Source organism: Paenibacillus sp. NRS-1760 (assembly GCF_050467785.1).
GTDB lineage: Bacteria > Bacillota > Bacilli > Paenibacillales > Paenibacillaceae > Pristimantibacillus.
Window position 1 is genome coordinate 318,588 of the sequence record NZ_JBITPK010000010.1, and the last position, 19,901, is coordinate 338,488.

18 protein-coding genes are annotated in these 19,901 nt (G+C 39.9%); all 18 read left to right on the top strand.

Annotation, left to right across the window (positions count from 1 at the left end; all coding sequences use genetic code 11):
- Positions 1-237: 237 nt before the first annotated feature.
- The 18 genes from ACIFSR_RS12460 (at position 238) to ACIFSR_RS12545 (ending at position 19,869) form a co-directional block, all read left to right on the top strand.
- Positions 238-2,064: a polysaccharide biosynthesis protein gene (locus ACIFSR_RS12460; protein ID WP_339207721.1), complete on the top strand. Its 1,827-nt coding sequence runs from the start codon at positions 238-240 to the stop codon at positions 2,062-2,064.
- 25 nt (positions 2,065-2,089) lie between these two features.
- Positions 2,090-2,971: a UTP--glucose-1-phosphate uridylyltransferase GalU gene (galU, locus tag ACIFSR_RS12465; RefSeq protein ID WP_076267867.1), complete on the top strand. Its 882-nt coding sequence runs from the start codon at positions 2,090-2,092 to the stop codon at positions 2,969-2,971.
- Between the two features lie 23 nt (positions 2,972-2,994).
- Entirely contained in the window at positions 2,995-4,161 is a 1,167-nt protein-coding gene (locus ACIFSR_RS12470; RefSeq protein WP_430057627.1) for a glycosyltransferase family 4 protein, read from the top strand.
- The gene (locus tag ACIFSR_RS12475) at positions 4,124-5,221 is read left to right on the top strand and encodes a glycosyltransferase (RefSeq protein WP_430057628.1); all 1,098 of its coding nucleotides are present in this window, start codon (positions 4,124-4,126) and stop codon (positions 5,219-5,221) included. Before ACIFSR_RS12470 ends, ACIFSR_RS12475 begins: the two co-directional genes overlap by 38 nt.
- Before the next feature lie 16 nt (positions 5,222-5,237).
- Positions 5,238-6,134, top strand: coding sequence for a glycosyltransferase family 2 protein (locus ACIFSR_RS12480; protein ID WP_430057838.1), 897 nt, complete (start codon positions 5,238-5,240; stop codon positions 6,132-6,134).
- 20 nt (positions 6,135-6,154) lie between these two features.
- A complete protein-coding gene (locus ACIFSR_RS12485) occupies positions 6,155-7,228 on the top strand; it encodes an EpsG family protein (protein ID WP_430057629.1) in 1,074 nt (357 codons plus the stop codon).
- 13 nt (positions 7,229-7,241) lie between these two features.
- The gene (locus ACIFSR_RS12490) at positions 7,242-7,982 is read left to right on the top strand and encodes a glycosyltransferase family 32 protein (protein WP_430057630.1); all 741 of its coding nucleotides are present in this window, start codon (positions 7,242-7,244) and stop codon (positions 7,980-7,982) included.
- 33 nt (positions 7,983-8,015) lie between these two features.
- Entirely contained in the window at positions 8,016-8,624 is a 609-nt protein-coding gene (locus ACIFSR_RS12495; RefSeq protein WP_430057632.1) for a sugar transferase, read from the top strand.
- Positions 8,614-9,606: an ATP-grasp domain-containing protein gene (locus ACIFSR_RS12500; protein ID WP_430057633.1), complete on the top strand. Its 993-nt coding sequence runs from the start codon at positions 8,614-8,616 to the stop codon at positions 9,604-9,606. The genes ACIFSR_RS12495 and ACIFSR_RS12500 overlap by 11 nt, the downstream gene beginning before the upstream one ends.
- A complete protein-coding gene (locus ACIFSR_RS12505; protein ID WP_430057635.1) occupies positions 9,596-10,312 on the top strand; it encodes an HAD family hydrolase in 717 nt (238 codons plus the stop codon). Before ACIFSR_RS12500 ends, ACIFSR_RS12505 begins: the two co-directional genes overlap by 11 nt.
- On the top strand, positions 10,302-11,492 hold the full coding sequence (locus tag ACIFSR_RS12510) for an aminotransferase class I/II-fold pyridoxal phosphate-dependent enzyme (protein WP_430057637.1): 1,191 nt from the start codon (positions 10,302-10,304) through the stop codon (positions 11,490-11,492). The genes ACIFSR_RS12505 and ACIFSR_RS12510 overlap by 11 nt, the downstream gene beginning before the upstream one ends.
- A gap of 130 nt (positions 11,493-11,622) precedes the next feature.
- The gene (locus ACIFSR_RS12515) at positions 11,623-12,804 is read left to right on the top strand and encodes a nucleotidyltransferase domain-containing protein (RefSeq protein WP_430057639.1); all 1,182 of its coding nucleotides are present in this window, start codon (positions 11,623-11,625) and stop codon (positions 12,802-12,804) included.
- Positions 12,805-12,840: 36 nt separating this feature from the next.
- The gene (locus ACIFSR_RS12520) at positions 12,841-14,064 is read left to right on the top strand and encodes a glycosyltransferase (RefSeq protein ID WP_430057641.1); all 1,224 of its coding nucleotides are present in this window, start codon (positions 12,841-12,843) and stop codon (positions 14,062-14,064) included.
- The gene (locus tag ACIFSR_RS12525) at positions 14,055-15,089 is read left to right on the top strand and encodes a glycosyltransferase (RefSeq protein ID WP_430057643.1); all 1,035 of its coding nucleotides are present in this window, start codon (positions 14,055-14,057) and stop codon (positions 15,087-15,089) included. The genes ACIFSR_RS12520 and ACIFSR_RS12525 overlap by 10 nt, the downstream gene beginning before the upstream one ends.
- Positions 15,090-15,102: 13 nt before the next feature.
- Positions 15,103-16,260, top strand: a complete 1,158-nt coding sequence (locus ACIFSR_RS12530) for a polysaccharide pyruvyl transferase family protein (RefSeq protein ID WP_430057645.1) — start codon at positions 15,103-15,105, stop codon at positions 16,258-16,260.
- A 256-nt stretch (positions 16,261-16,516) separates the two neighbouring features.
- Positions 16,517-17,461, top strand: coding sequence for a glycosyltransferase (locus ACIFSR_RS12535; protein ID WP_430057646.1), 945 nt, complete (start codon positions 16,517-16,519; stop codon positions 17,459-17,461).
- Positions 17,462-17,470: 9 nt separating this feature from the next.
- Complete coding sequence (locus tag ACIFSR_RS12540; protein WP_430057648.1) at positions 17,471-18,652, top strand: glycosyltransferase; 1,182 nt, start codon at positions 17,471-17,473, stop codon at positions 18,650-18,652.
- A 20-nt stretch (positions 18,653-18,672) separates the two neighbouring features.
- Complete coding sequence (locus ACIFSR_RS12545; protein ID WP_430057650.1) at positions 18,673-19,869, top strand: glycoside hydrolase family 88 protein; 1,197 nt, start codon at positions 18,673-18,675, stop codon at positions 19,867-19,869.
- Positions 19,870-19,901: the final 32 nt, after the last annotated feature.

Genomic DNA, 19,901 nt, shown 5'->3' on the forward strand with positions numbered 1-19,901 from the left:
GGAGGCACTCGGCCATACTGTGGGTTGCAAAAAAACCTTAGACGCGAGTCGTCAAGAGTGTGGTGTGAGGCGGGGTTCGATGCCCCTAGACTCGATTTTAGAGTCTTTAACTAAATGGTTTTGTATAAAGCCTTTTAGTTAAACACTCTAAGAGTGTAGCAGAGATATTAAGCTTGATTCTCTTAAGCCAATCATTTCGTTTGTTTTTTCTATATCTGAAGAAAGGGTGAATGTTCTTTGACGTATCGACAAAGATTGTCTTTATTGATTTTAATCGACTCCATTATCGTTTTTACCGCCATTTTTTTTAGCAGGTTATTGCTAAGTGCTTCACTTGATGTGGTGACTGCACCCATTGTAATCAGCTCGATTACTTTGCTGTTAAGCCATCATTTCTTTTCCTTCTACTACAATTTGTATAAGAAGGCATGGGAATATGCTAGTGTAGGGGAGCTATTGATTATTACAAAGGCCGTTTCCTTCTCGATCTTTGCAGCAGCGATTATTCAGCAAATTGTGATGCAGGATGTGTTTTTCAGGCTGCTGGCCGTGACCTGGATGATTCATATGCTGTTAATCGGAGGTTCGAGGTTATGCTGGAGAATTTTCCGTGGCAGCTATCAGAAAAATGCTGGATTGCGTAAAAGCACGTTAATTGTTGGTGCTGGCTCTGCGGGTACGATGCTTGCCCGTCAGCTCCTTAGCAACAATGATATGGAGCTATTGCCAACTGCGTTCATAGATGACGATGTAAACAAACATAATCTAGATATTATGGGTATTCCGGTGTTGGGCGGAGTTGAAAGCATTGCGAAGGTTGCGCTTGATTATGAGATTAACAATATCGTTATTGCGATACCCTCACTGAGCAAAAAACAGCTCAACACGATTTTTAGCGAATGCGCTAAAACGAAAGCCAAAACACAAATCATTCCTATGCTTGAGGATTTGGCTACGGGCAGAGTGTCGGTAAGTCAATTTCGTGATGTTCAGGTTGAGGATTTATTAGGGCGTGAGCCTGTAGAGCTCGATATTGAGAGTATTTCAGGTTACGTTACCCAGAAGGTCGTTATGGTAACAGGCGCTGGGGGCTCGATTGGATCTGAGGTATGCAGGCAGGTTTCGAGGTTTTTACCGGAGAAGCTTATTTTGCTTGGACATGGAGAGAACAGCATCTATTCCATTGAGATGGAGCTGAAAGAGCTTTACGGACATACGAAAATAGAATTTGTAACAGAAATCGCCGATATGCAAGACGCAAATAAAATGCTGGCCGTTATGCAAGCTCATCGTCCGCAGGTCGTTTATCATGCAGCAGCACATAAGCATGTTCCACTGATGGAGAGAAATCCAGAGGAAGCGTTCAAAAATAACGTAATGGGAACCTTGAATGCGGCAAGAGCAGCCAGCCAAGCTCGCGTGGATACGTTTGTCATGGTATCGACCGATAAGGCGGTTAATCCAACCAGCGTTATGGGCGCGACAAAAAGGATTGCGGAAATGGTCATTCAGCATATGGACCGGTTCAGCAATACCAAATTTGTAGCGGTAAGATTCGGCAATGTTTTGGGCAGCCGCGGCAGCGTTATTCCGCTGTTCAAGAAGCAAATAGAGAAGGGGGGCCCCGTAACGGTTACACATCCGGACATGGTTCGCTATTTTATGACCATTCCTGAAGCTTCAAGGTTGGTCATTCAAGCCGGTGCACTTGCAAGAGGCGGTGAGATCTTTGTCCTCGATATGGGTGATCCCGTTAATATTACCGATCTTGCACAAAATGTCATTCGGATGTCGGGCTACTCGGTCGAGGAAATCGGCATTGAGTACACAGGAATTCGCCCAGGCGAGAAGCTATTCGAAGAAATGCTTAAAGATGATGAAATTAATGAAAAGCAGGTTTATCCAAAAATCTACATAGGCAAATCATCCGAGATTTATTTTGAACATATTGAAGAAATTATTGCCCTGCACGGGGGAATGAGCAAAGCAGAATTGCGTACAAGGCTGCTGGATCTAGCGAATAATGTCGTAGAGCTTCCTGGATTTGCATCAGTAACAGGTTAAAAAACGAAGGAGTTGCATAAAAGATATGAAGGTTAGAAAAGCGATCATACCAGCTGCTGGTCTGGGTACAAGGTTTCTCCCAGCAACAAAAGCGATGCCAAAAGAAATGCTGCCAATCGTCGATAAGCCAACTATTCAATATATTGTGGAAGAAGCGATTGAGTCAGGCATCGAGGACATTATTATTGTAACGGGTAAAGGAAAACGGGCAATCGAGGATCATTTTGATAACTCGCTTGAGCTGGAGCAAATTTTGACTGCCAAACATAAATACGATTTATTAAGTGAAGTGCGCAAATCAGCGGATATGGTGGACATTCATTATATTCGCCAAAAGGAGCCGAAGGGGCTTGGGCATGCCATATGGTGCGCTCGCAAATTTATTGGCGATGAGCCGTTTGCCGTACTGCTTGGGGATGATATTATCTCAGCGGAGAAGCCTTGTATTAAGCAGATGATCGAAAAATATGATGAGTATCATACCTCGATTATCGGTGTGCAGCGTGTGGCGGATGAAGCCGTATCTCGCTACGGAATTGTAGATGGCACTCTTATGGAGGAATCCTTCCACCGGGTTAGACATTTGGTCGAGAAGCCGTCTAAGGAGCTGGCGCCATCGAATATGGCGATTATGGGCAGGTATATTTTGAACCCGGCGATCTTCGACATTCTCGGCAATCAATCGCCTGGAGCGGGCGGAGAAATACAACTGACCGATGCGATTGCTGCTTTAAACCTAATGGAAGCCGTATATGCTTATGAATTCGAAGGAAAACGTCATGATGTGGGTGAGAAAATGGGCTTTATCCAGACGACGATTGAATTTGCTCTTCAGCGTGAGGATTTGCGTTATGAGCTATTAAACTATTTATCGCAAATGGTTGAAAGAGAATCTGCTAGAAAATAATTCTAGTATAGGATGGTAGAAGCATGCCAAATAAAATTTTATTTTGTGCAACGGTTGATTATCATTTCAAGGCATTTCATATGCCTGTTCTCGAATGGTTTAAGCAGCAAGGGTGGGAGGTCCATATCGCCGCAAAGGGCGAGCTGGAGCTCCCTTTTGTTGACCGGAAGTTTAATATTTCCATTGAGCGCTCACCGTTCCATTCCAACAATGTCAAAGCATACCGAGAGCTGAAGGCAATTATTCAGCAGCAGGATTATAATATCATTCATTGCCATACGCCAATGGGCGGCGTGCTTGCAAGACTCGCGGCACAGCCGGCGAGAAAACAAGGAACAAAAGTTATTTATACCGCGCATGGTTTTCATTTCTGCAAAGGTGGCTCGCTCCTGAACTGGATGCTTTATTATCCAATTGAGAAGAGGCTGTCCAGCATGACGGACTGCTTAATTACAATCAATACAGAGGATTATCAGCTCGCTGTCACCAAAAAATTTAAAGCAAAGCGGATTGCTCATGTTCATGGTGTTGGCGTAAATACAACACATTTTAAGCCTTTGCAAAAGCTTGATAAATGGCGATTGCGTCAGGAGCTCGATTATCGCACGGACGACTTCCTTATGTTTTATGCTGCTGAATTTAACCGAAACAAAAACCATCAGCTGCTCATTCACGCGTTGGCCGCTATTAAAGAGGCGGTACCGCATGGCCGGCTGCTGCTTGCTGGTAAAGGGCCTTTGCTTGAGGAAAGTCAGGCTCTGGCGGAGCGTTTAGGTGTTGGATCGATGGTCCATTTTCTTGGCTATCGGACAGATATCGACCGGCTGCTGCCCATGTGCGACGTCGCAGTAGCATCCAGTCTGCGTGAGGGATTGCCCGTCAATTTAATGGAGGCTATGGCCTGCGGGCTGCCTATTGTTGCCACGCGGAATAGAGGGCATTCAGAGCTCGTTATAGATGGCGAGAATGGATTCGTGCTGGAGCCGACCGATATGGAGTTATTTGCTGACCGGTTAAGGAAGCTGAGTGAATCGCTGGAGCTGAGGCAGCGGATGGGGGCGTTTAGCCTTCAAATGGTACAGAAATATGGTTTGCTTCAGGTGAAGCTAGAGCTTAATGAAATATACAAGTCCTTTATGTTGGGGGAACAAAATGAATCCCAAAGTCAGTATCATCGTGCCTATATTTAATATGGAGCTGTATTTGGATAGATGCTTGAATAGCTTGCTAGAGCAAAGCTTATCAGACATAGAAATTATTGCAGTAAACGATGGATCTACGGATTCCAGCTTAAGCATTCTTCAGGAATATACGGAACGGGATTCACGAATCATTGTTATTAATAAAGAAAATGAAGGTGTGTCCGCTGCACGAAACGATGGTGTGCTGGCAGCAAATGGGGAGTACATCGGATTCGTTGATCCAGATGATTGGGTAAATTTAAAAATGTATGAAGAAATGTACGAGTGCGCTGTGGAACAAAACGTTGATATTGTGATGTGTACGTACATTCGGGAGTTTGGGACACATTCGAAGGAAAAGCGCTTCAACACGCCTGACAAGCAATTGTATCTTATGGATGAGGTACAAACGACCATGCTAAGGCGACTTGTTGGTCCATTAAAGGAAGAGGTAGCGAATCCCGAATATCTGGATGCTTGGGGGACGGTATGGTCAAAACTTTATCGTACGTCATTGCTGAAAGACAATAAGGTGAAATTTAAAGATCTCAGCATCATAGGCAGTAATGAGGATACACTCTTCAACATTCATGTCTTTTATAATGCTGAGTCTTTTTTGTTTCTGAATCGTCCTTTTTATCATTATTGGCGAACGAACGATGCCTCCATCACATCCCAATACAATCCGTTATTAGTTGAGAAATTTGAAAAGCTATATGCGGCAATACAAAGCTTTTTGACGGAAAAAGGTCTGATTAATGATTTTGGACTAGCGCTAAATAATCGAATTAGCATGAATGTACTTGGGCAAGGATTAAACATTATGAATCATCAAACGAATCTATCCATGAGAGAAAGATTACGTTTAATCAAAAAATTGTTAAACAATGAAAAAACAAGTTATTCACTTAGGCGCTTTCAATTGGAGTATTGTCCACTTATTTGGAAGACGTTTTTTTTATGTGCAAAGCTAAAAATCTCGTCAGCTATCTACTTCATGTTATTAGGGATGAATTGGATACGGAGAAAAAATACAGGAGGAATAAAACTTGGAACTGAAAACGGTTAGTGGAAGTTCAAAACCCATGTTGACTGTATTTACTCCTGCGTACAATCGGGCTTATACACTCCACCTATGCTACGAAAGTTTAAAGAGGCAAAAATGCAAAGATTTTATGTGGCTTATTGTTGATGATGGCTCATCGGATAATACTAGAGAATTAGTAGAGAGTTGGATCAATGAAGCAGAATTACCGATTCAATATGTTTATCAAGAAAATCAGGGAATGCATGGTGCACACAACACAGCTTATAAACATATTGAGACAGAGCTTAATGTCTGTATCGATTCGGATGATTATTTGGCAGATGATGCAGTTGAAAAAATTACGACCTTCTGGAGGAAGGAAGGCAGTAATCGCTACGCTGGAATTATTGGTTTAGATGCCTACCATAACGGAGAAGTCATCGGAACTTTATTACCTAGTGATATGAAGGATTCTCCTTTCACAGATCTATATGTAAAACACAATGTTAAAGGAGATAAAAAAATTGTGTATCGAACTGAACTGGCCCAAAAGGTGGCACCTTATCCACTCTTTCCAGGAGAAAAATATTGTCCCTTGTCCTATAAATACGTTCTTATCGATCAAGAACAACCGCTTCTCATCTTGAATCATGTTCTTTGTTACGTCGAGTATTTGGCAGATGGTTCTAGCTTAAACATTATTAATCAATATCGGAAGAATCCACAAGGCTTCGCATTTTTCCGAAAAACAGCTATGGCTTATTCACCGACTTATAAAGATAGACTTCGAGAAGCTACCCATTATGTCTCAAGCAGTATCATGTTAAGGAATGGAAGGTTCTTAGTGGAATCTCCTCGTAAACTTACAACGCTGCTTGCTATTCCGCTTGGGATTATGCTCTATCTTTATATACAAAATACGAGTAGACGAACATTGATGAAGCATTCGAATTAATTATAGAAAGGAACAGAGAAATGACGATCCTCTGGTTTACGTTAATTCTAGTTTCAATAACTGCATGGATGGCCAGATATTTTTCTGTTGCAGCAGTAAAGGCTCCCATATTTATTAGTCCGAATAAATTTTTAGCATTTCTCGCAGCTTCATCCCTCGTCATCGTCTCAGGACTTAGACAAAACATTGGTGATACATCACTTTATGTACATAGCTACGAAATTGGTGATTTTTCGTGGGAGTCGATTTTGCAGCAGAGAGATAAGGGTTTCAATATACTGCAATTGTTATTGAAGCAAATATCGGATGATCCACAAATACTTATTTTTTTTACCGCTTTGGCAACAAATTTGCTTATTGCCGGAGTGTTCTTTAAATACGCAAGGCTCTTTGAATTGAGCATGTATTTGTATATAACAACAGGAGCATTTATTGTATCGATGAATGGTATAAGACAATTTCTGGCGGCAGCTATTGTCTTTTCTGCAACCAAATTTATTTTTGAAGGCAGCTGGAAACGCTATATGGCTCTGGTGTTGTTAGGATCGGTCTTCCATCAAAGCGCACTAGTCATGATTCCGATCTACTTTATTGTTCGAAGGAAAGCCTGGACTGGGATGACATTTGCTCTTCTTTCCTTAGCTGTTCTGATAGTTGCAGGCTTCAACCAGTTTTCTACGCTATTATTCACGGCAATTAAAGACACACAATATGGCCATTATGAAAGCTTTCAGGAGGGCGGGGCTAACGTTATACGAGTAATTGTTTGCTCGATTCCGGTCGTTATCGCCTTTTTTGGCAGAGAGAAGCTAAGAAAAATCTTTCCTCATGGTGACATCGTAGTTAATCTTTCTATTGTCGGCGTCGTGCTCATGATTATATCCACTCAGAACTGGATTTTTGCTCGACTCAGTATTTATTTCAGCTTATACCAGCTTCTTTTGTTTGGTTGGATCGTGAAGCTGTTTCGGGAGAAAGATCAGAAGCTTGTATATTTGGCGATCATAGCATTTTATTTTATTTATTTCTTTTATGAAAATTTTATCATACTCAATATCTATTATTTAAGTAAATACTTAATTTGGCCATTGTAAGGGAGGTAGAGTAGTGGGAACAACGGAACAAATTCCACGTATACTGCATTACTGTTGGTTTGGGCGTGGAGAGAAATCAAAGAAAATTCAAAAATGCTTGGATAGTTGGCAAAAGCATTTGAGTGATTACACCATAATTGAGTGGAATGAGGATAATTTCGATCTCAATTCAAACCGTTATGTGAAGGAAGCTTATGTAGCTGGTAAATTTGCTTTTGTAAGTGATTATGTGCGGTTACATGCTCTATTTCATCTCGGAGGCATTTATATGGATACGGATGTTGAGGTACTCAAGCCACTTGATACTTTACTTCATCATAAGGCGTTTACTGGTTTTGAAGATGAAACATATCTGCAATCGGCTACGATGGGGGCTGTTAAAGGCCATCCATGGATAAAGGAGCTGCTCATTAATTATGCTAGAAGAAGTTTTCTACTACCAGGGGGTAGCTTTGACACAACAACAAATACGGCTGTCATTACAGAACTCAGTAAAAAAGACGGATTGATTTTGAATGGGGAATTTCAAGTGTTACCCAATGGAGTTACCTTTTATCCTAGAACCTTCTTTAGTCCATATGATTATATTAACGGAGGAAACTACATAACGGAAAATAGCTTTACAATCCACCATTTTGCAAAGTCTTGGCTGCCTATACATGTCCGTATAAATAGTAAGTTAAAAAGAGTTGCAAGCCGAATCGTCGGTCCAACCGTTATTTCAAAAATGCGAAAGCTGCTATCTTCAAACTAAGAGCAGTTAAACGAGCTACGGGAGCACCTATCTATGACAAAGCGATTATTTGATATTTTTGTTTCGAGTATAATCTTACTCATTATGCTTCCAATAATTGGAATTACTGCAATATTGGTACGCATTAAGCTAGGAACACCAATTGTGTATAAGCAGCAGCGTCCAGGACTCAACGGTGCCCCTTTTGTTGTTTACAAATTTAGAACGATGACAGATGAGAAGGACAGCCTCGGTCAGTTGCTGCCGGATCACATAAGGCTGACTCCTTTTGGGAGCTTCTTACGGAAGTTTAGTCTTGATGAATTGCTTCAACTTATTAATGTAGTAAGGGGCGATTTAAGTCTTGTTGGTCCAAGACCACTTCTTATGGAGTATTTGCCGTTATACACAGAGGAACAAGCAAGGCGGCATCAAGTAAGGCCAGGTATAACCGGCTGGGCTCAAATTAATGGAAGAAACGCAATTTCATGGGAAGAGAAGTTTGCGCTGGATGTTTGGTATGTTGAGAATTGGAGCATTTTGCTTGATTTGAAAATTCTGTTTCAAACGTTCTTAAAGGTTGTCCGTCCGGAAGGGATAAGTAATGCAAATCATGCAACGATGCCAATGTTTAAAGGGAGTGTCTCGAATCATGAAGGATAATGAATTGAATCTTTTATTTACAAGCTCGGGTAGAAGAGTATCACTCATCAAGAAATTTAAAGAGGCTTACGCGCTTCACGGTATTAATGGGAAAATTGTAACTGCTGATGTTAAGACTACTGCGCCAACAGCCTTTATGAGTGATCGGCATGTATTAGTCCCTAGAGTAGTTGAACAGCATTACTTGGAGACACTCCTTGCGATCTGCGTGGACGAAAATATTCATCTACTCATTCCATTAATTGATTCAGAGCTCGTTCTGCTAGCTGCTAATCGTTCATTATTTGAAGAAATAGGTGTGAAATTGCTTTTATCCAGCAGTGAATTAAATGAAATTACATTTGATAAAGAGAAAACCTATCGGTTTTTCTCTGAAAACGATATTCGGACGCCTAAAGTATACAACGAGGATGAGATTCACGAAAAAAACTATCAGTTTCCGTTAATGATTAAACCAAGAAACGGCAGCTCCAGCCAAGGCGTCACAAAAATTAAAAATGAGAAGGAGCTCCATTTTTTTAAAGAGTACATACCTAATGCGATGATTCAAGAGTTTGTAACCGGCGAGGAATATACCATCGATGTCATGGTGGATTTCTTCGGTAATATAAAAACGATTGTGCCTAGACTTCGGCTCGAAACAAGAGCAGGAGAAGTAAGCAAAGGGATTACGATGAAAAATCAGGATGTCATAAATGCAGCCGAACATGTTGTACGTGCATTGCCAGGTCCAGTAGGATGTATAACCCTGCAATGCTTTAAACAAGCAAACGGTGAGATTACTTTTATAGAAATCAATCCTCGTTTTGGTGGAGGCGTCCCACTAGCTATTGAAGCAGGCGCAGATTTTCCTTTATGGACCATTAGGCTGGGTCGTGGGGAAACACTTGATGAGGGACAGGATAATAGCTGGTGCGATCAACTGACGATGCTTCGATATGATGAGGCCATTTTTACAAAGGATATCTCCTATGACTATTAAGGCTATAGTGTTTGATATGGATGATACATTGTATGAAGAGAAGCAGTATGTCATCAGTGGTTTTAAAGCTGTAGATCAGTACATTATTGAACAATTTGGTGTAACTGGTTTTTTTGAATCAGCGGTTAAACTATTTCATTCCGGAATAAGAGAGTTCATTTTTAATAAGGTTCTTGATCAGCTTGGAGTAGAGTATGGGGATTCTACTATAAAAATATTAATCAACTGTTATCGATCTCATATACCAAACATTCATTTGGCAGAAGACGCGAAGTGGGTGCTGGAGCATCTATCATCAGAGGTCAAATTAGCTCTTATTTCTGACGGATATCTCAATGCTCAACAGCAAAAGGTTCACGCTTTAAAACTGGCAGACAGATTTGAAGTCATTGTTTTGTCAGATGAATACGGCAGAGAAAATTGGAAGCCAAGCCCATTAGTTTATGAAGAGGTCAGTAGGAAACTGCAGATCGATCACATTCAATGCATGTATGTTGGAGATAATGTGAAAAAGGACTTCATAACCGCGAAGCAGCTGGGATGGACCACGGTCCATATTCAAAGGGAAAATGGCGAATACGCAAACACTAATGTTACGCCGGAGTATGAGGCACATTACCGTATTGATAGTTTAAGAAAGCTTCCTGATCTTTACGCTTGCAAACATATGTTTATTAAGGATGGTGAATCTGTTCATGTTAGCTGAGCCAAAGTTTATTTATCTTTCCCCGCCACATATGAGTGGAAATGAACAAAAATATATACACGAAGCATTCGCTACGAATTGGATAGCACCGCTCGGTCCACACGTTGATGCCTTCGAGAAAGAAATGGCAGCATATGCTGGCGTTAAAGATGCAGTTGCAGTAAGCTCCGGAACGGCAGCGATTCATTTGGCGCTTCGTTTGCTGCATGTCAAGAAAGGCGATTTCGTATTTTGCTCAAGCTTAACTTTTGTAGCGAGTGCTAATCCGATTTTGTACGTTGGAGCCGAACCTGTATTTATCGATTCGGAGTTTGACACATGGAATATGTCACCACAAGCGCTGCAGCGAGCTTTAGAGAAAGCTAATCAGGAAGGGAATTTGCCAAAAGCAGTTATCGTTGTTCATCTGTATGGGCAAAGTGCCAAAATGGATGAGATTATTGCTTTATGCGATCAATATGAGGTTCCTATCATTGAAGATTCCGCGGAGTCTCTTGGATCAAGTTATAAGGAGAAAAAGAGCGGCTCATTCGGAAAATTTGGCATTTACTCTTTTAACGGCAACAAAATAATAACTACATCGGGCGGCGGAATGCTGGTATCGGATGATGAAGAAGTGCTGCGAAGAGCACGGTTTTTGGCAACGCAAGCGAGAGACGCAGCTCCTCATTATCAGCATAGCGATATGGGTTATAATTACCGATTAAGCAACCTGCTTGCTGGTGTAGGAAGATCGCAATTAGAAGTTCTGGATGAAAGAGTAATAGCGAGGAGAAACATTTTTGACCGTTATAAAAGAGAATTGGGCGATTTACCAGGGCTTCAGTTTATGCCTGAGTTAGAGAACACCAGGTCAAATAGATGGCTAACTACGATAACCTTGGATTTGCAAGAATCAGGTATTTCCGTGCATTATTTACTAGAGGCATTTGGTAAAGCAAAGATTGAAGCGCGTCATGTGTGGAAACCGTTGCACTTGCAGCCTTTATTCAAAGCGAACACTTATTACTCGCATGAAGATGGTATTAACGTGTCGGAACAGCTATTTGAAACAGGTATTTGTTTGCCTTCAGGCTCCAGCATGTCGGAGGACGAACAATCGCGTGTGATTAATTGTATTCAATCTGTATATGCTGAAGCGTCTATTACCTATCAACATAGCAATGTTAATGTTTCATAATTTCACAGTGTCAGGCGGTAAATAGATTGACAACCGACTGTAGAGGTGATAATCTGTACTTGTGTTCGTTTTATAGAACAAAAACAAGATTTTTGTTCGCTGTGAGTTCATCAATATGAAGGAGAAATTCATGAATAACGACGTCTCACTCCAAAAGGAAGAACTGTCTGACGAATTGAGACTGCTTCTTTCGATCCTTGTTATGGATCATGGAGCTAAAATAACTTTTGATATACAGGAGCTGCTCCATAAGACGGATTGGGACAAATTTATAGAGTTAGCAAGACATCATCGTGTTTTTCCCACTCTCAATCTCAAGCTGCAAAAAATGAAGTCAACCGATATCCCTACTTTTGTAACTCAAATGTTTCATCGCGACTATTATCGCAACACTCTACAGATGTTGGCACTCAGCGGAGAGATGGAACAGCTGGCTAAGGTGTTCTCTGAGAACGGCATTCGTTCCCTCTTTCTTAAAGGTCCAGTCATTGCTGCTGACTTATATGGAGACGTATCACTTCGTACATCATGTGACCTGGATTTCCTAATTCCAATCAAGGATCTAGAACGTGCTGAAGCCCTACTCGTAACGCTTGGGTATGTAAAAGATGATTATATCGAATCGGTCTTAAATGACTGGAAATGGCGTCATCATCATACGGCCTTTGTCCATCCAGACAAAGCGATCAAGGTTGAGGTTCATTGGCGACTTAACCCTGCACCCGCAAAGGAACCGAAATTTGATGATTTATGGGAGCGTAGAAGACAGAGCTCACTCATATCAAGACCAATCTATTATCTCGGTAGAGAAGATCTATTTATGTTTCTCGTTTCTCACGGTGCTCGCCATGGCTGGTCTAGACTCCGTTGGCTGCTAGATATTAAACAACTAGTAAATCAAAAAGTAGATTGGCCGAAATTAATTCGATTGCTGAGGAAGTATCAATTTGCTCATATCGGGGGGCAAGCGCTTCTATTAGTAGCTAGATTAATGGCAACTCCCTTACGTGAAGAAATGAAGCCGCTAATAACAGACAGAAAAGCAGAATGGTCAGCAGAGGACGCAATGTATTATGTTCATCGAATCATAAACTTACATACACCGCCCATACCGGAGGAAGTAGATCGCTATCATAAAAAATATTTGTTTGGACTTTTGACGACAAGACAAAAACTATTATTTATGGCGAGTTTTCTATACCCATACCCAAAGGACGCTATTACGTTACCACTGCCAAAATCTCTCCACTTTTTGTATTTTCCACTGCGTCCATTTTTATGGAGTTGGAGAAAGATAAGAAAGCAAGGATAGGTGTAGGGTAATCCTGCTATTGAATAGGAGAACGAAATGAGAAATGTATTAATTGCTTCTTATGATATGGAGGTCGGCGGTGTAGAAAGAAGTCTTGCCGGCATGCTAGATGAGTTTGACTACAACAAATATGAGATTGATCTTATGTTATATCGCCATAAAGGAGACTTTATGGGTTTATTGTCAGGCAAAGCTAATTTACTTGGTGAAATTCCTCAATATGCATCGTTTCGCAAATCAATCAGTGAAACATTAAATGAAAAACAGCTAAGGATAGGCGCCTCTCGCGTACTCGCAAAGGCTCATTCGGCTGTATTAGGAAAAGTTAAAGGCATAGAAGAAATGGGATATTATCAACTGCAGTTAATGTGGAAATATGCACTTCCTTTTCTTCCTGAATGCGAGAAAGATTACGATGTTGCAATCAGCTACTTATGGCCACATTATTTTGTAGCGGATAAGGTAAGAGCAGGAAAAAAAATTGCTTGGATCCATACCGATTATTCGACTGTAGTAACTAATCGTCAGCAGGACTTAAAGATGTGGGAGAAATTTGATTATATCATCGCAGTTTCGGATGCATGTAGAGATTCCTTTCTGGAGAGTTATGTTTCACTAAAGGATAAAGTTGTAGTAATTGAAAATATGATCTCTCCTGAACTTGTAAGAACATTGGCAAAGGAAACAGTAATGGATAATCCTATGGATAATGACTTCAGGTTTAAGCTGTTATCAGTGGGAAGATTATGCCATCAAAAAGGCTTCGATCAAGCAATAAAAGCATTTAAGCAGCTTGTAGATAAGGGTTATAACGATATGGTCTGGTACGTAGTAGGGTATGGCGATGATGAAGCGATGCTGCGAGAGCTTATCGAAGAAAACAAGCTAGAGAATCGTTTTATTTTACTGGGTAAACAAACCAATCCCTATCCTTATGTGAGCAAATGCGATTTGTATGTGCAGCCGTCTAGATATGAAGGAAAAGCGGTGACAGTAACGGAAGCCAAAATTCTTGGAAAACCGATTGTCATAACAAATTACCCTACTGCTCCAAGTCAAGTTGACCATGGCATAGATGGTTTCATAACTGATATGTCGATTGATGGAATTGCTGCTGGAATTGAAACGTTATTTCATGATATAGCCCTCAGAGAGAGACTTTCCACTAATTGTATACACTCTAACTATAGTAACGGAAATGAGATGGATAAGCTCTATGAGCTCATCACAACTGGAGGGAGGAGCAGTAGGTGGACGTAAAGGTAAGCATAATTGTACCTGTATTCAATGCAGAACCTTTTTTAAGGGAATGTATTGATTCCCTGCTGTCTCAGACAATTAGTGAAATGGAGTTCATATTTATAGATGATGGGTCTTCGGATAACAGCGCAGCTATTATAGAAAGCTATCAAAACTTAGAATCGCGTATTATCCTCATTCAACAACAAAACCAAGGTGTAAGTGTTGCACGAAATGCTGGTCTGGTGACTGCAAGTGGACAATATATTGGGTTTGTTGATGCGGATGATTATATTGAACCGGATATGTATAACCGGCTCTATACGGCGGCAATTAAAGAAAACTGTGATGTAGTGCTTTCGAACTTTGAGAGCGAGATCGAGGGCAATCATGTCATAACGAATTACACTTTTCCCAAAGATGTTTTGCTAACAGCGGAATTTATTCGTAAAGAAGTTTTGCCCGCTTTTTTGAAAACAGAAACGTTGAATACAGCATGCAATAAGCTCTACCGAAATGCATTAATTAAAGAGCATGCTATACGTTTTCCTGAACGAGTAGCTCTCGGTGAAGACGGCATGTTTAATATGATATTTTTCAGTTTTGCGGTCAGTATGAAATATCTCGATTATACCGGCTATCATTACCGTGAAGTTAGCGGGAGTGCAACTAGAAATGTGATTCAAAAGGATTATTTTCAGAGAGCATTGGAGGTTTTTGACTCTGACCCGCCAGTACATTATTCGGAGATATTGAATCTAGATACGATTAAACAACTGAAATCGATTAAGTTAATACATAGTGTAATGGCATATATCCATATTTACTTAAGGCCAACAGAAGAATTAAGCATTAATAAACAGTTTAGCTATGTTCGTAAAATGATAGCAAATGATGATGTAAGAAATGCATTGCCTGTTTACAAGAAGGAAATGGAGCTTGTACTCGGACGCTATCAGAAACTAATTCTTCATTTAATGAATAAGCAATCGATATTAGGCTTGTATTGTCTTACGTCCTACAGCAGATTCAGAAATAAGAAGTAGCGGGGGATTTATAATGAAGATTTTGATGTTTGCCCATGAGAGCAGTCTCAATAGAGGGTGTGAAGCGATCGTTCGTTCATCAACAGCCATTTTAAAGGAGAAAATAGGAGGTGCTAAAGTATATTTAGCCTCATCGCAGCCGGAAACCGATACGGTGATTTCCAAGCTGGACGGAATTTATGATGGTTCCACACGTTCCATAAAAAGATACTCATATGATTGGTTACTATCTTCTCTAAAAATAAAGCTGTTTCAAGATGAGTCTTATGCACTTGGAGTCATTCATCATAACATTATTGAAAAAATAAAGGATATGGATGTTTGTTTATCTATTGGTGGGGATAATTACTGCTATGGCGAGCAGCCTGGATGGTATGAAATTGACAAGCGCGTTAAAGCTCAAGGTAAGAAATTGGTTCTTTGGGGATGCTCGATCGGAGAAGAAGATATGACTCCTAGAAAATTGGAGGATTTGCAGCTGTTTGACTTAATTCTTTCACGGGAGTCGCTAACCTACAACATGTTGGTCAGCAAGGGACTGAAGAATGTTAAGTTATGTGCTGATCCAGCTTTCACAATGGAGAAGGAGGAGCTTGCACTCCCTAAAGGCTGGCAGGAGGGAAATACGCTGGGACTAAACTTTAGTCCATTAGTTTGGAAAAGAAATAAGCAGTCTCAAGCTGCAGTTGATGAGTTGATTCAGCATATTTTGAAAACAACAGACATGACTATCGCTTTAACCCCACATGTCATTATTCAAGGTAATAATGATTACGAGGTGCTTAGCAGCTATTTCGAAACTTACAAGGATACTGGAAGAGTAGTGCTCCTGCCTGACAACCTAACAGCCATTCAATACAAAGGATATATTGCTAGAATGAGATTTTTTATTGGTGCAAGGACACATGCAACGATTGCAGCATATTCCAATTACGTACCAACGATGGTGTTAGGATATAGTGTTAAATCAAAAGGTATCGCTAGAGATATATTTGGAGAAGAAAAGCTCGTTTTAGGCATTGATGAAATATCAGATAGCCGGCGTTTGATCGGGAAGTTCGATGAAATGGTTGGAGAAGAGGCAGAGCTGAAAAATAGGCTTAAGCAAGCCATACCTGAAATTAAGAAAATGTCTTATAAAGCGGTTAATTATTTAAGCGAGCTAGCATGAGGTGAAGATGAGAAAAAAATTATTGTTTGTCATTCCTAGCTTAACCGCAGGAGGAGCAGAGCGAAGCCTGATTAATTTGCTAGCTATCTTAGACTTCAAACGATATGAGGTCGATTTATTTATGTTCAACCATGAGGGTCTTTTTATGGAGTTAATTCCTGAAGACGTTCATGTGTTGCCTTTGCCGGAGAACTATAGCCATTTTGTCATGCCCATACGAAATTCTGTATCGAAGTTTTTGTTGGATAAGAATGCGATGCTTGCTTTTAACAGAATCATGTTCAGTTATAAGAATAGAGCATCTAATAACGTAAGTATTGGAGAACAAAAAAGCTGGAAATACATGGCGAGTTCCATTGGGAAAATGGATAAGAAGTATGATGTTGCCATTGCTTTCTTGGAGAAAACATCTATTTATTTCTGCACTGAGAAGGTAGAAGCTTCTAAGAAAATAGGCTGGGTACATAATGATTACGATAAATTAGGAATGGATCCTGATTTTGATTTGGATTATTTTCAGAAGCTGGATCATATCGTTACGGTTTCTGAGGAGTGTGGACATATTTTAAAACGTAGATTTCCAAATCAAAATAATAAAGTTGAGGTTATTCACAATATCGTGTCACCAAAAGTAATAAAACAGCTTTCGGAAAAAGGATCTCATGATGTATTTGGGAGAAAAGAAAAAGAAACTGTCATTCTTTCAATTGGTAGGCTTAATACACAGAAAGGATTTGAGCTTGCTATCGAAGCTTGCGGCATAATGAAGGGTTGGGGAATTTCATTCCAATGGAACATCATTGGTGAAGGGGAAGAGAGACAAAATCTTTTAGAGCTTATTGACGCAGCCGGTTTGGAGCAGCATGTGAAGCTCTTAGGTTTGAAATCAAATCCATACCCCTATATAAAACAAGCTGATATTTATGCTCAGACATCGCGTTTTGAAGGAAAGGCTATTGCAATCGATGAGGCGAAAATATTAAACAAACCAATCTTGATTACTAATTTTAGTACAGCTAGGGATCAACTTGAGGATGGCATTGAGGGACTAATTGTAGACATGAATGCAGAAGCAGTCGCGCATGGAATAGCCAAACTTATTCAAAACCAGAGTATAAGTAAACAGATGAGCGAGCATTTGTCACAGCTGCAATTAGGCACGGAAGAGGAGATAAATAAGCTGTACAGCTTACTTGGATAGGTGGTTGGCATGAAGAAAAAACTTTTATTTATTATGAATAATTTGAATTGCGGCGGAGCTGAGAAGTCACTTCTTTCATTGCTGCAAACGATAGATTATTCCAAATATGATGTGGATCTATTTTTATTCAAGCATGAAGGAATCTTTATGAGCAAGCTCCCAAAGCAAGTAAATATGTTAGAAGAGCCTCATCATTATAGGTACTTCGATATGTCTATCAAGACAGCTCTTATGGATTGTTTAAAGAATGGCAAATTCTCAGTTGCACTGTTTAGACTGCTTGCGGGTTACATCTTTTATACAGAGAAAAACGCAGCAAGACGGGAACAACGCGTATGGAAATATTTATCTTATACAATGCCTGCATTATCAGGAACTTATGATGCAGCAATTGGTTATCTGGAGAAAAACCCAGTTTATTTTGGTATAGAAAAGGTAAAGGCCAAGAAGAAGATTGGTTATATTCATAATGATTATAATAAACTTCAAATGGATTCAAATATTGATAATAAATATTTTGAGTATTTGGATCATCTTGTAACGGTTTCAGACATTTGTGGTGAAGTATTGGAGCAAAGATTTCCTCAATTTAAGAGGAAAGTTGAAGTCGTTCAAAATATTGTGTCGCCTACGCTTATCCAAGAGATGTCTCTTGAGAGCAGCAATGTATATAACAATAAAAGCACAACTATTTTATCAATAGGTAGGCTGAATCAACAGAAAGGTTTTGAAATGGCTGTAGAAGCCTGCAAAAAACTAGTGGAGATAGGTTATGACATTAGGTGGTATGTGATTGGTGAAGGTGAGGAGCGAAGCAAGCTTGAGCTGATGATTAATGAGTATCAGCTATGTGACCATTTTTATTTGATTGGTATTAAAGATAATCCGTATCCTTATATCAGAGAAGCAGACATTTATGTTCAGCCTTCTCGTTTTGAGGGGAAATCGATTGCAATAGATGAAGCGAAAATTTTGAATAAACCAATTGTAGTAACCAACTTCAGTACAGCAAAAGACCAAATTACACATTATGAGAATGGGTTAATTGTAGAAATGAATTCAATTGCAATATCCGAAGGTATTATTGAAGTAATGGAGAGTGAGGCTTTAAGAGACTCATTTATAGAATGTTTATCGAAGGAAAGTTTAGGAACGGAATCGGAGATAGAGAAATTTTATGCGTTAACTTAGGTGAGGACGAAGGAGAGTATATGATGTTAGAAATTATCGCTATTGTATTCATCGTTGTGACGATTATTATCGCATTTATAGACATCTTGCCGATAAGCAAGGATTGGTTAAGCAGAATTTATATCGGAAGGTATACGAATAAACAGGAATGGAATCAATCCATTACGCAAGTGGGCGTAAAATGGCTTAATCATACACCGAAAATAAAGGTAACAGATAATACGAGGCTTATTGCAATTGACATGCTAAAAGGGAATTATTCAAAGAGTGTCATCCAGCATTGGCAGGAGGCCTCCTTATTGCTTGGATTAAATGAATGTCTTAAAAATAACGAGGATAAAAGTTTGAAAAACGGTATAGAACAATTTTTAAATGCTAAGTTTGATGCAAATGGAAATTGGAAGAATGCACCATCAAATATCGATTCTGCTATTCTTGCTTATGGAGTTATGAAGCTTGAAGGTATCAATATCGAGAGGTTCAAGCCAGCATATGATAGTACTTGGTTATTAATTCAGTCTCATATTGGTGAGGATGGTACTGTTCAATATCGTAATTTCATGAAAAATTATCGGTATGTCGATACGATTGGATTCATTTGCCCATTCCTAGTTACCTACGGATTAAAATATGACAAGCCAGAATGTGTTGAACTAGCGGTAAAGCAGCTAGAGCAATATCAACAAAATGGCATGCTTGATGACCACTATATTCCAAGTCATGCTTACCATATGGATAATGCAATGCCGCTTGGACTTTATGGTTGGGGAAGAGGTCTTGGTTGGCTAGCAATTGGGCTTATCGATGCTTGGCATGAACTGCCAGAAACACATCAGTATAAGCCTAGACTAGAGCATTTTGTAACAAAGTTTGCTAAGTCTATTCTAACTTTTCAAGGAAAAGATGGGAATTGGAACTGGACAGTCACACGCCGTGAATCACGGGCAGATTCTTCTGCAACGGCTACTTTAGGGTGGTTCTTGCTGCAAGCCTCTCAAATTGAGGAGATAGCGGATGAATGTATGGAAGGAACAGAGCGCGCCATTCAATATTTAATGAAGGTTACTCGAAGAAATGGAGCTGTGGATTTCTCACAAGGAGATACAAAGGATATTGGTGTTTATTCCATGCTGTTTAATGTTCTCCCGTTTACACAAGGGTTTTGTATACGAATCATAAACCATTACAAACATTCTAGGGTTGCATACAAAGGATGAAAAATGGACAACAGCAATCCAGAAACAAATCA

Excerpts from the sequence above, each read along its gene's own strand:
- galU (WP_076267867.1), top strand. The coding sequence starts at position 2,090 with ATGAAGGTTAGAAAAGCGATCATACCAGCTGCTGGTCTGGGTACAAGG.
- ACIFSR_RS12470 (WP_430057627.1), top strand. The coding sequence starts at position 2,995 with ATGCCAAATAAAATTTTATTTTGTGCAACGGTTGATTATCATTTCAAG.
- ACIFSR_RS12475 (WP_430057628.1), top strand. The coding sequence starts at position 4,124 with ATGAATCCCAAAGTCAGTATCATCGTGCCTATATTTAATATGGAGCTG.
- ACIFSR_RS12480 (WP_430057838.1), top strand. The coding sequence starts at position 5,238 with ATGTTGACTGTATTTACTCCTGCGTACAATCGGGCTTATACACTCCAC.
- ACIFSR_RS12485 (WP_430057629.1), top strand. The coding sequence starts at position 6,155 with ATGACGATCCTCTGGTTTACGTTAATTCTAGTTTCAATAACTGCATGG.
- ACIFSR_RS12495 (WP_430057632.1), top strand. The coding sequence starts at position 8,016 with ATGACAAAGCGATTATTTGATATTTTTGTTTCGAGTATAATCTTACTC.
- ACIFSR_RS12500 (WP_430057633.1), top strand. The coding sequence starts at position 8,614 with ATGAAGGATAATGAATTGAATCTTTTATTTACAAGCTCGGGTAGAAGA.
- ACIFSR_RS12505 (WP_430057635.1), top strand. The coding sequence starts at position 9,596 with ATGACTATTAAGGCTATAGTGTTTGATATGGATGATACATTGTATGAA.
- ACIFSR_RS12510 (WP_430057637.1), top strand. The coding sequence starts at position 10,302 with ATGTTAGCTGAGCCAAAGTTTATTTATCTTTCCCCGCCACATATGAGT.
- ACIFSR_RS12515 (WP_430057639.1), top strand. The coding sequence starts at position 11,623 with ATGAATAACGACGTCTCACTCCAAAAGGAAGAACTGTCTGACGAATTG.
- ACIFSR_RS12520 (WP_430057641.1), top strand. The coding sequence starts at position 12,841 with ATGAGAAATGTATTAATTGCTTCTTATGATATGGAGGTCGGCGGTGTA.
- ACIFSR_RS12530 (WP_430057645.1), top strand. The coding sequence starts at position 15,103 with ATGAAGATTTTGATGTTTGCCCATGAGAGCAGTCTCAATAGAGGGTGT.
- ACIFSR_RS12535 (WP_430057646.1), top strand. The coding sequence starts at position 16,517 with ATGCTTGCTTTTAACAGAATCATGTTCAGTTATAAGAATAGAGCATCT.
- ACIFSR_RS12540 (WP_430057648.1), top strand. The coding sequence starts at position 17,471 with ATGAAGAAAAAACTTTTATTTATTATGAATAATTTGAATTGCGGCGGA.
- ACIFSR_RS12545 (WP_430057650.1), top strand. The coding sequence starts at position 18,673 with ATGATGTTAGAAATTATCGCTATTGTATTCATCGTTGTGACGATTATT.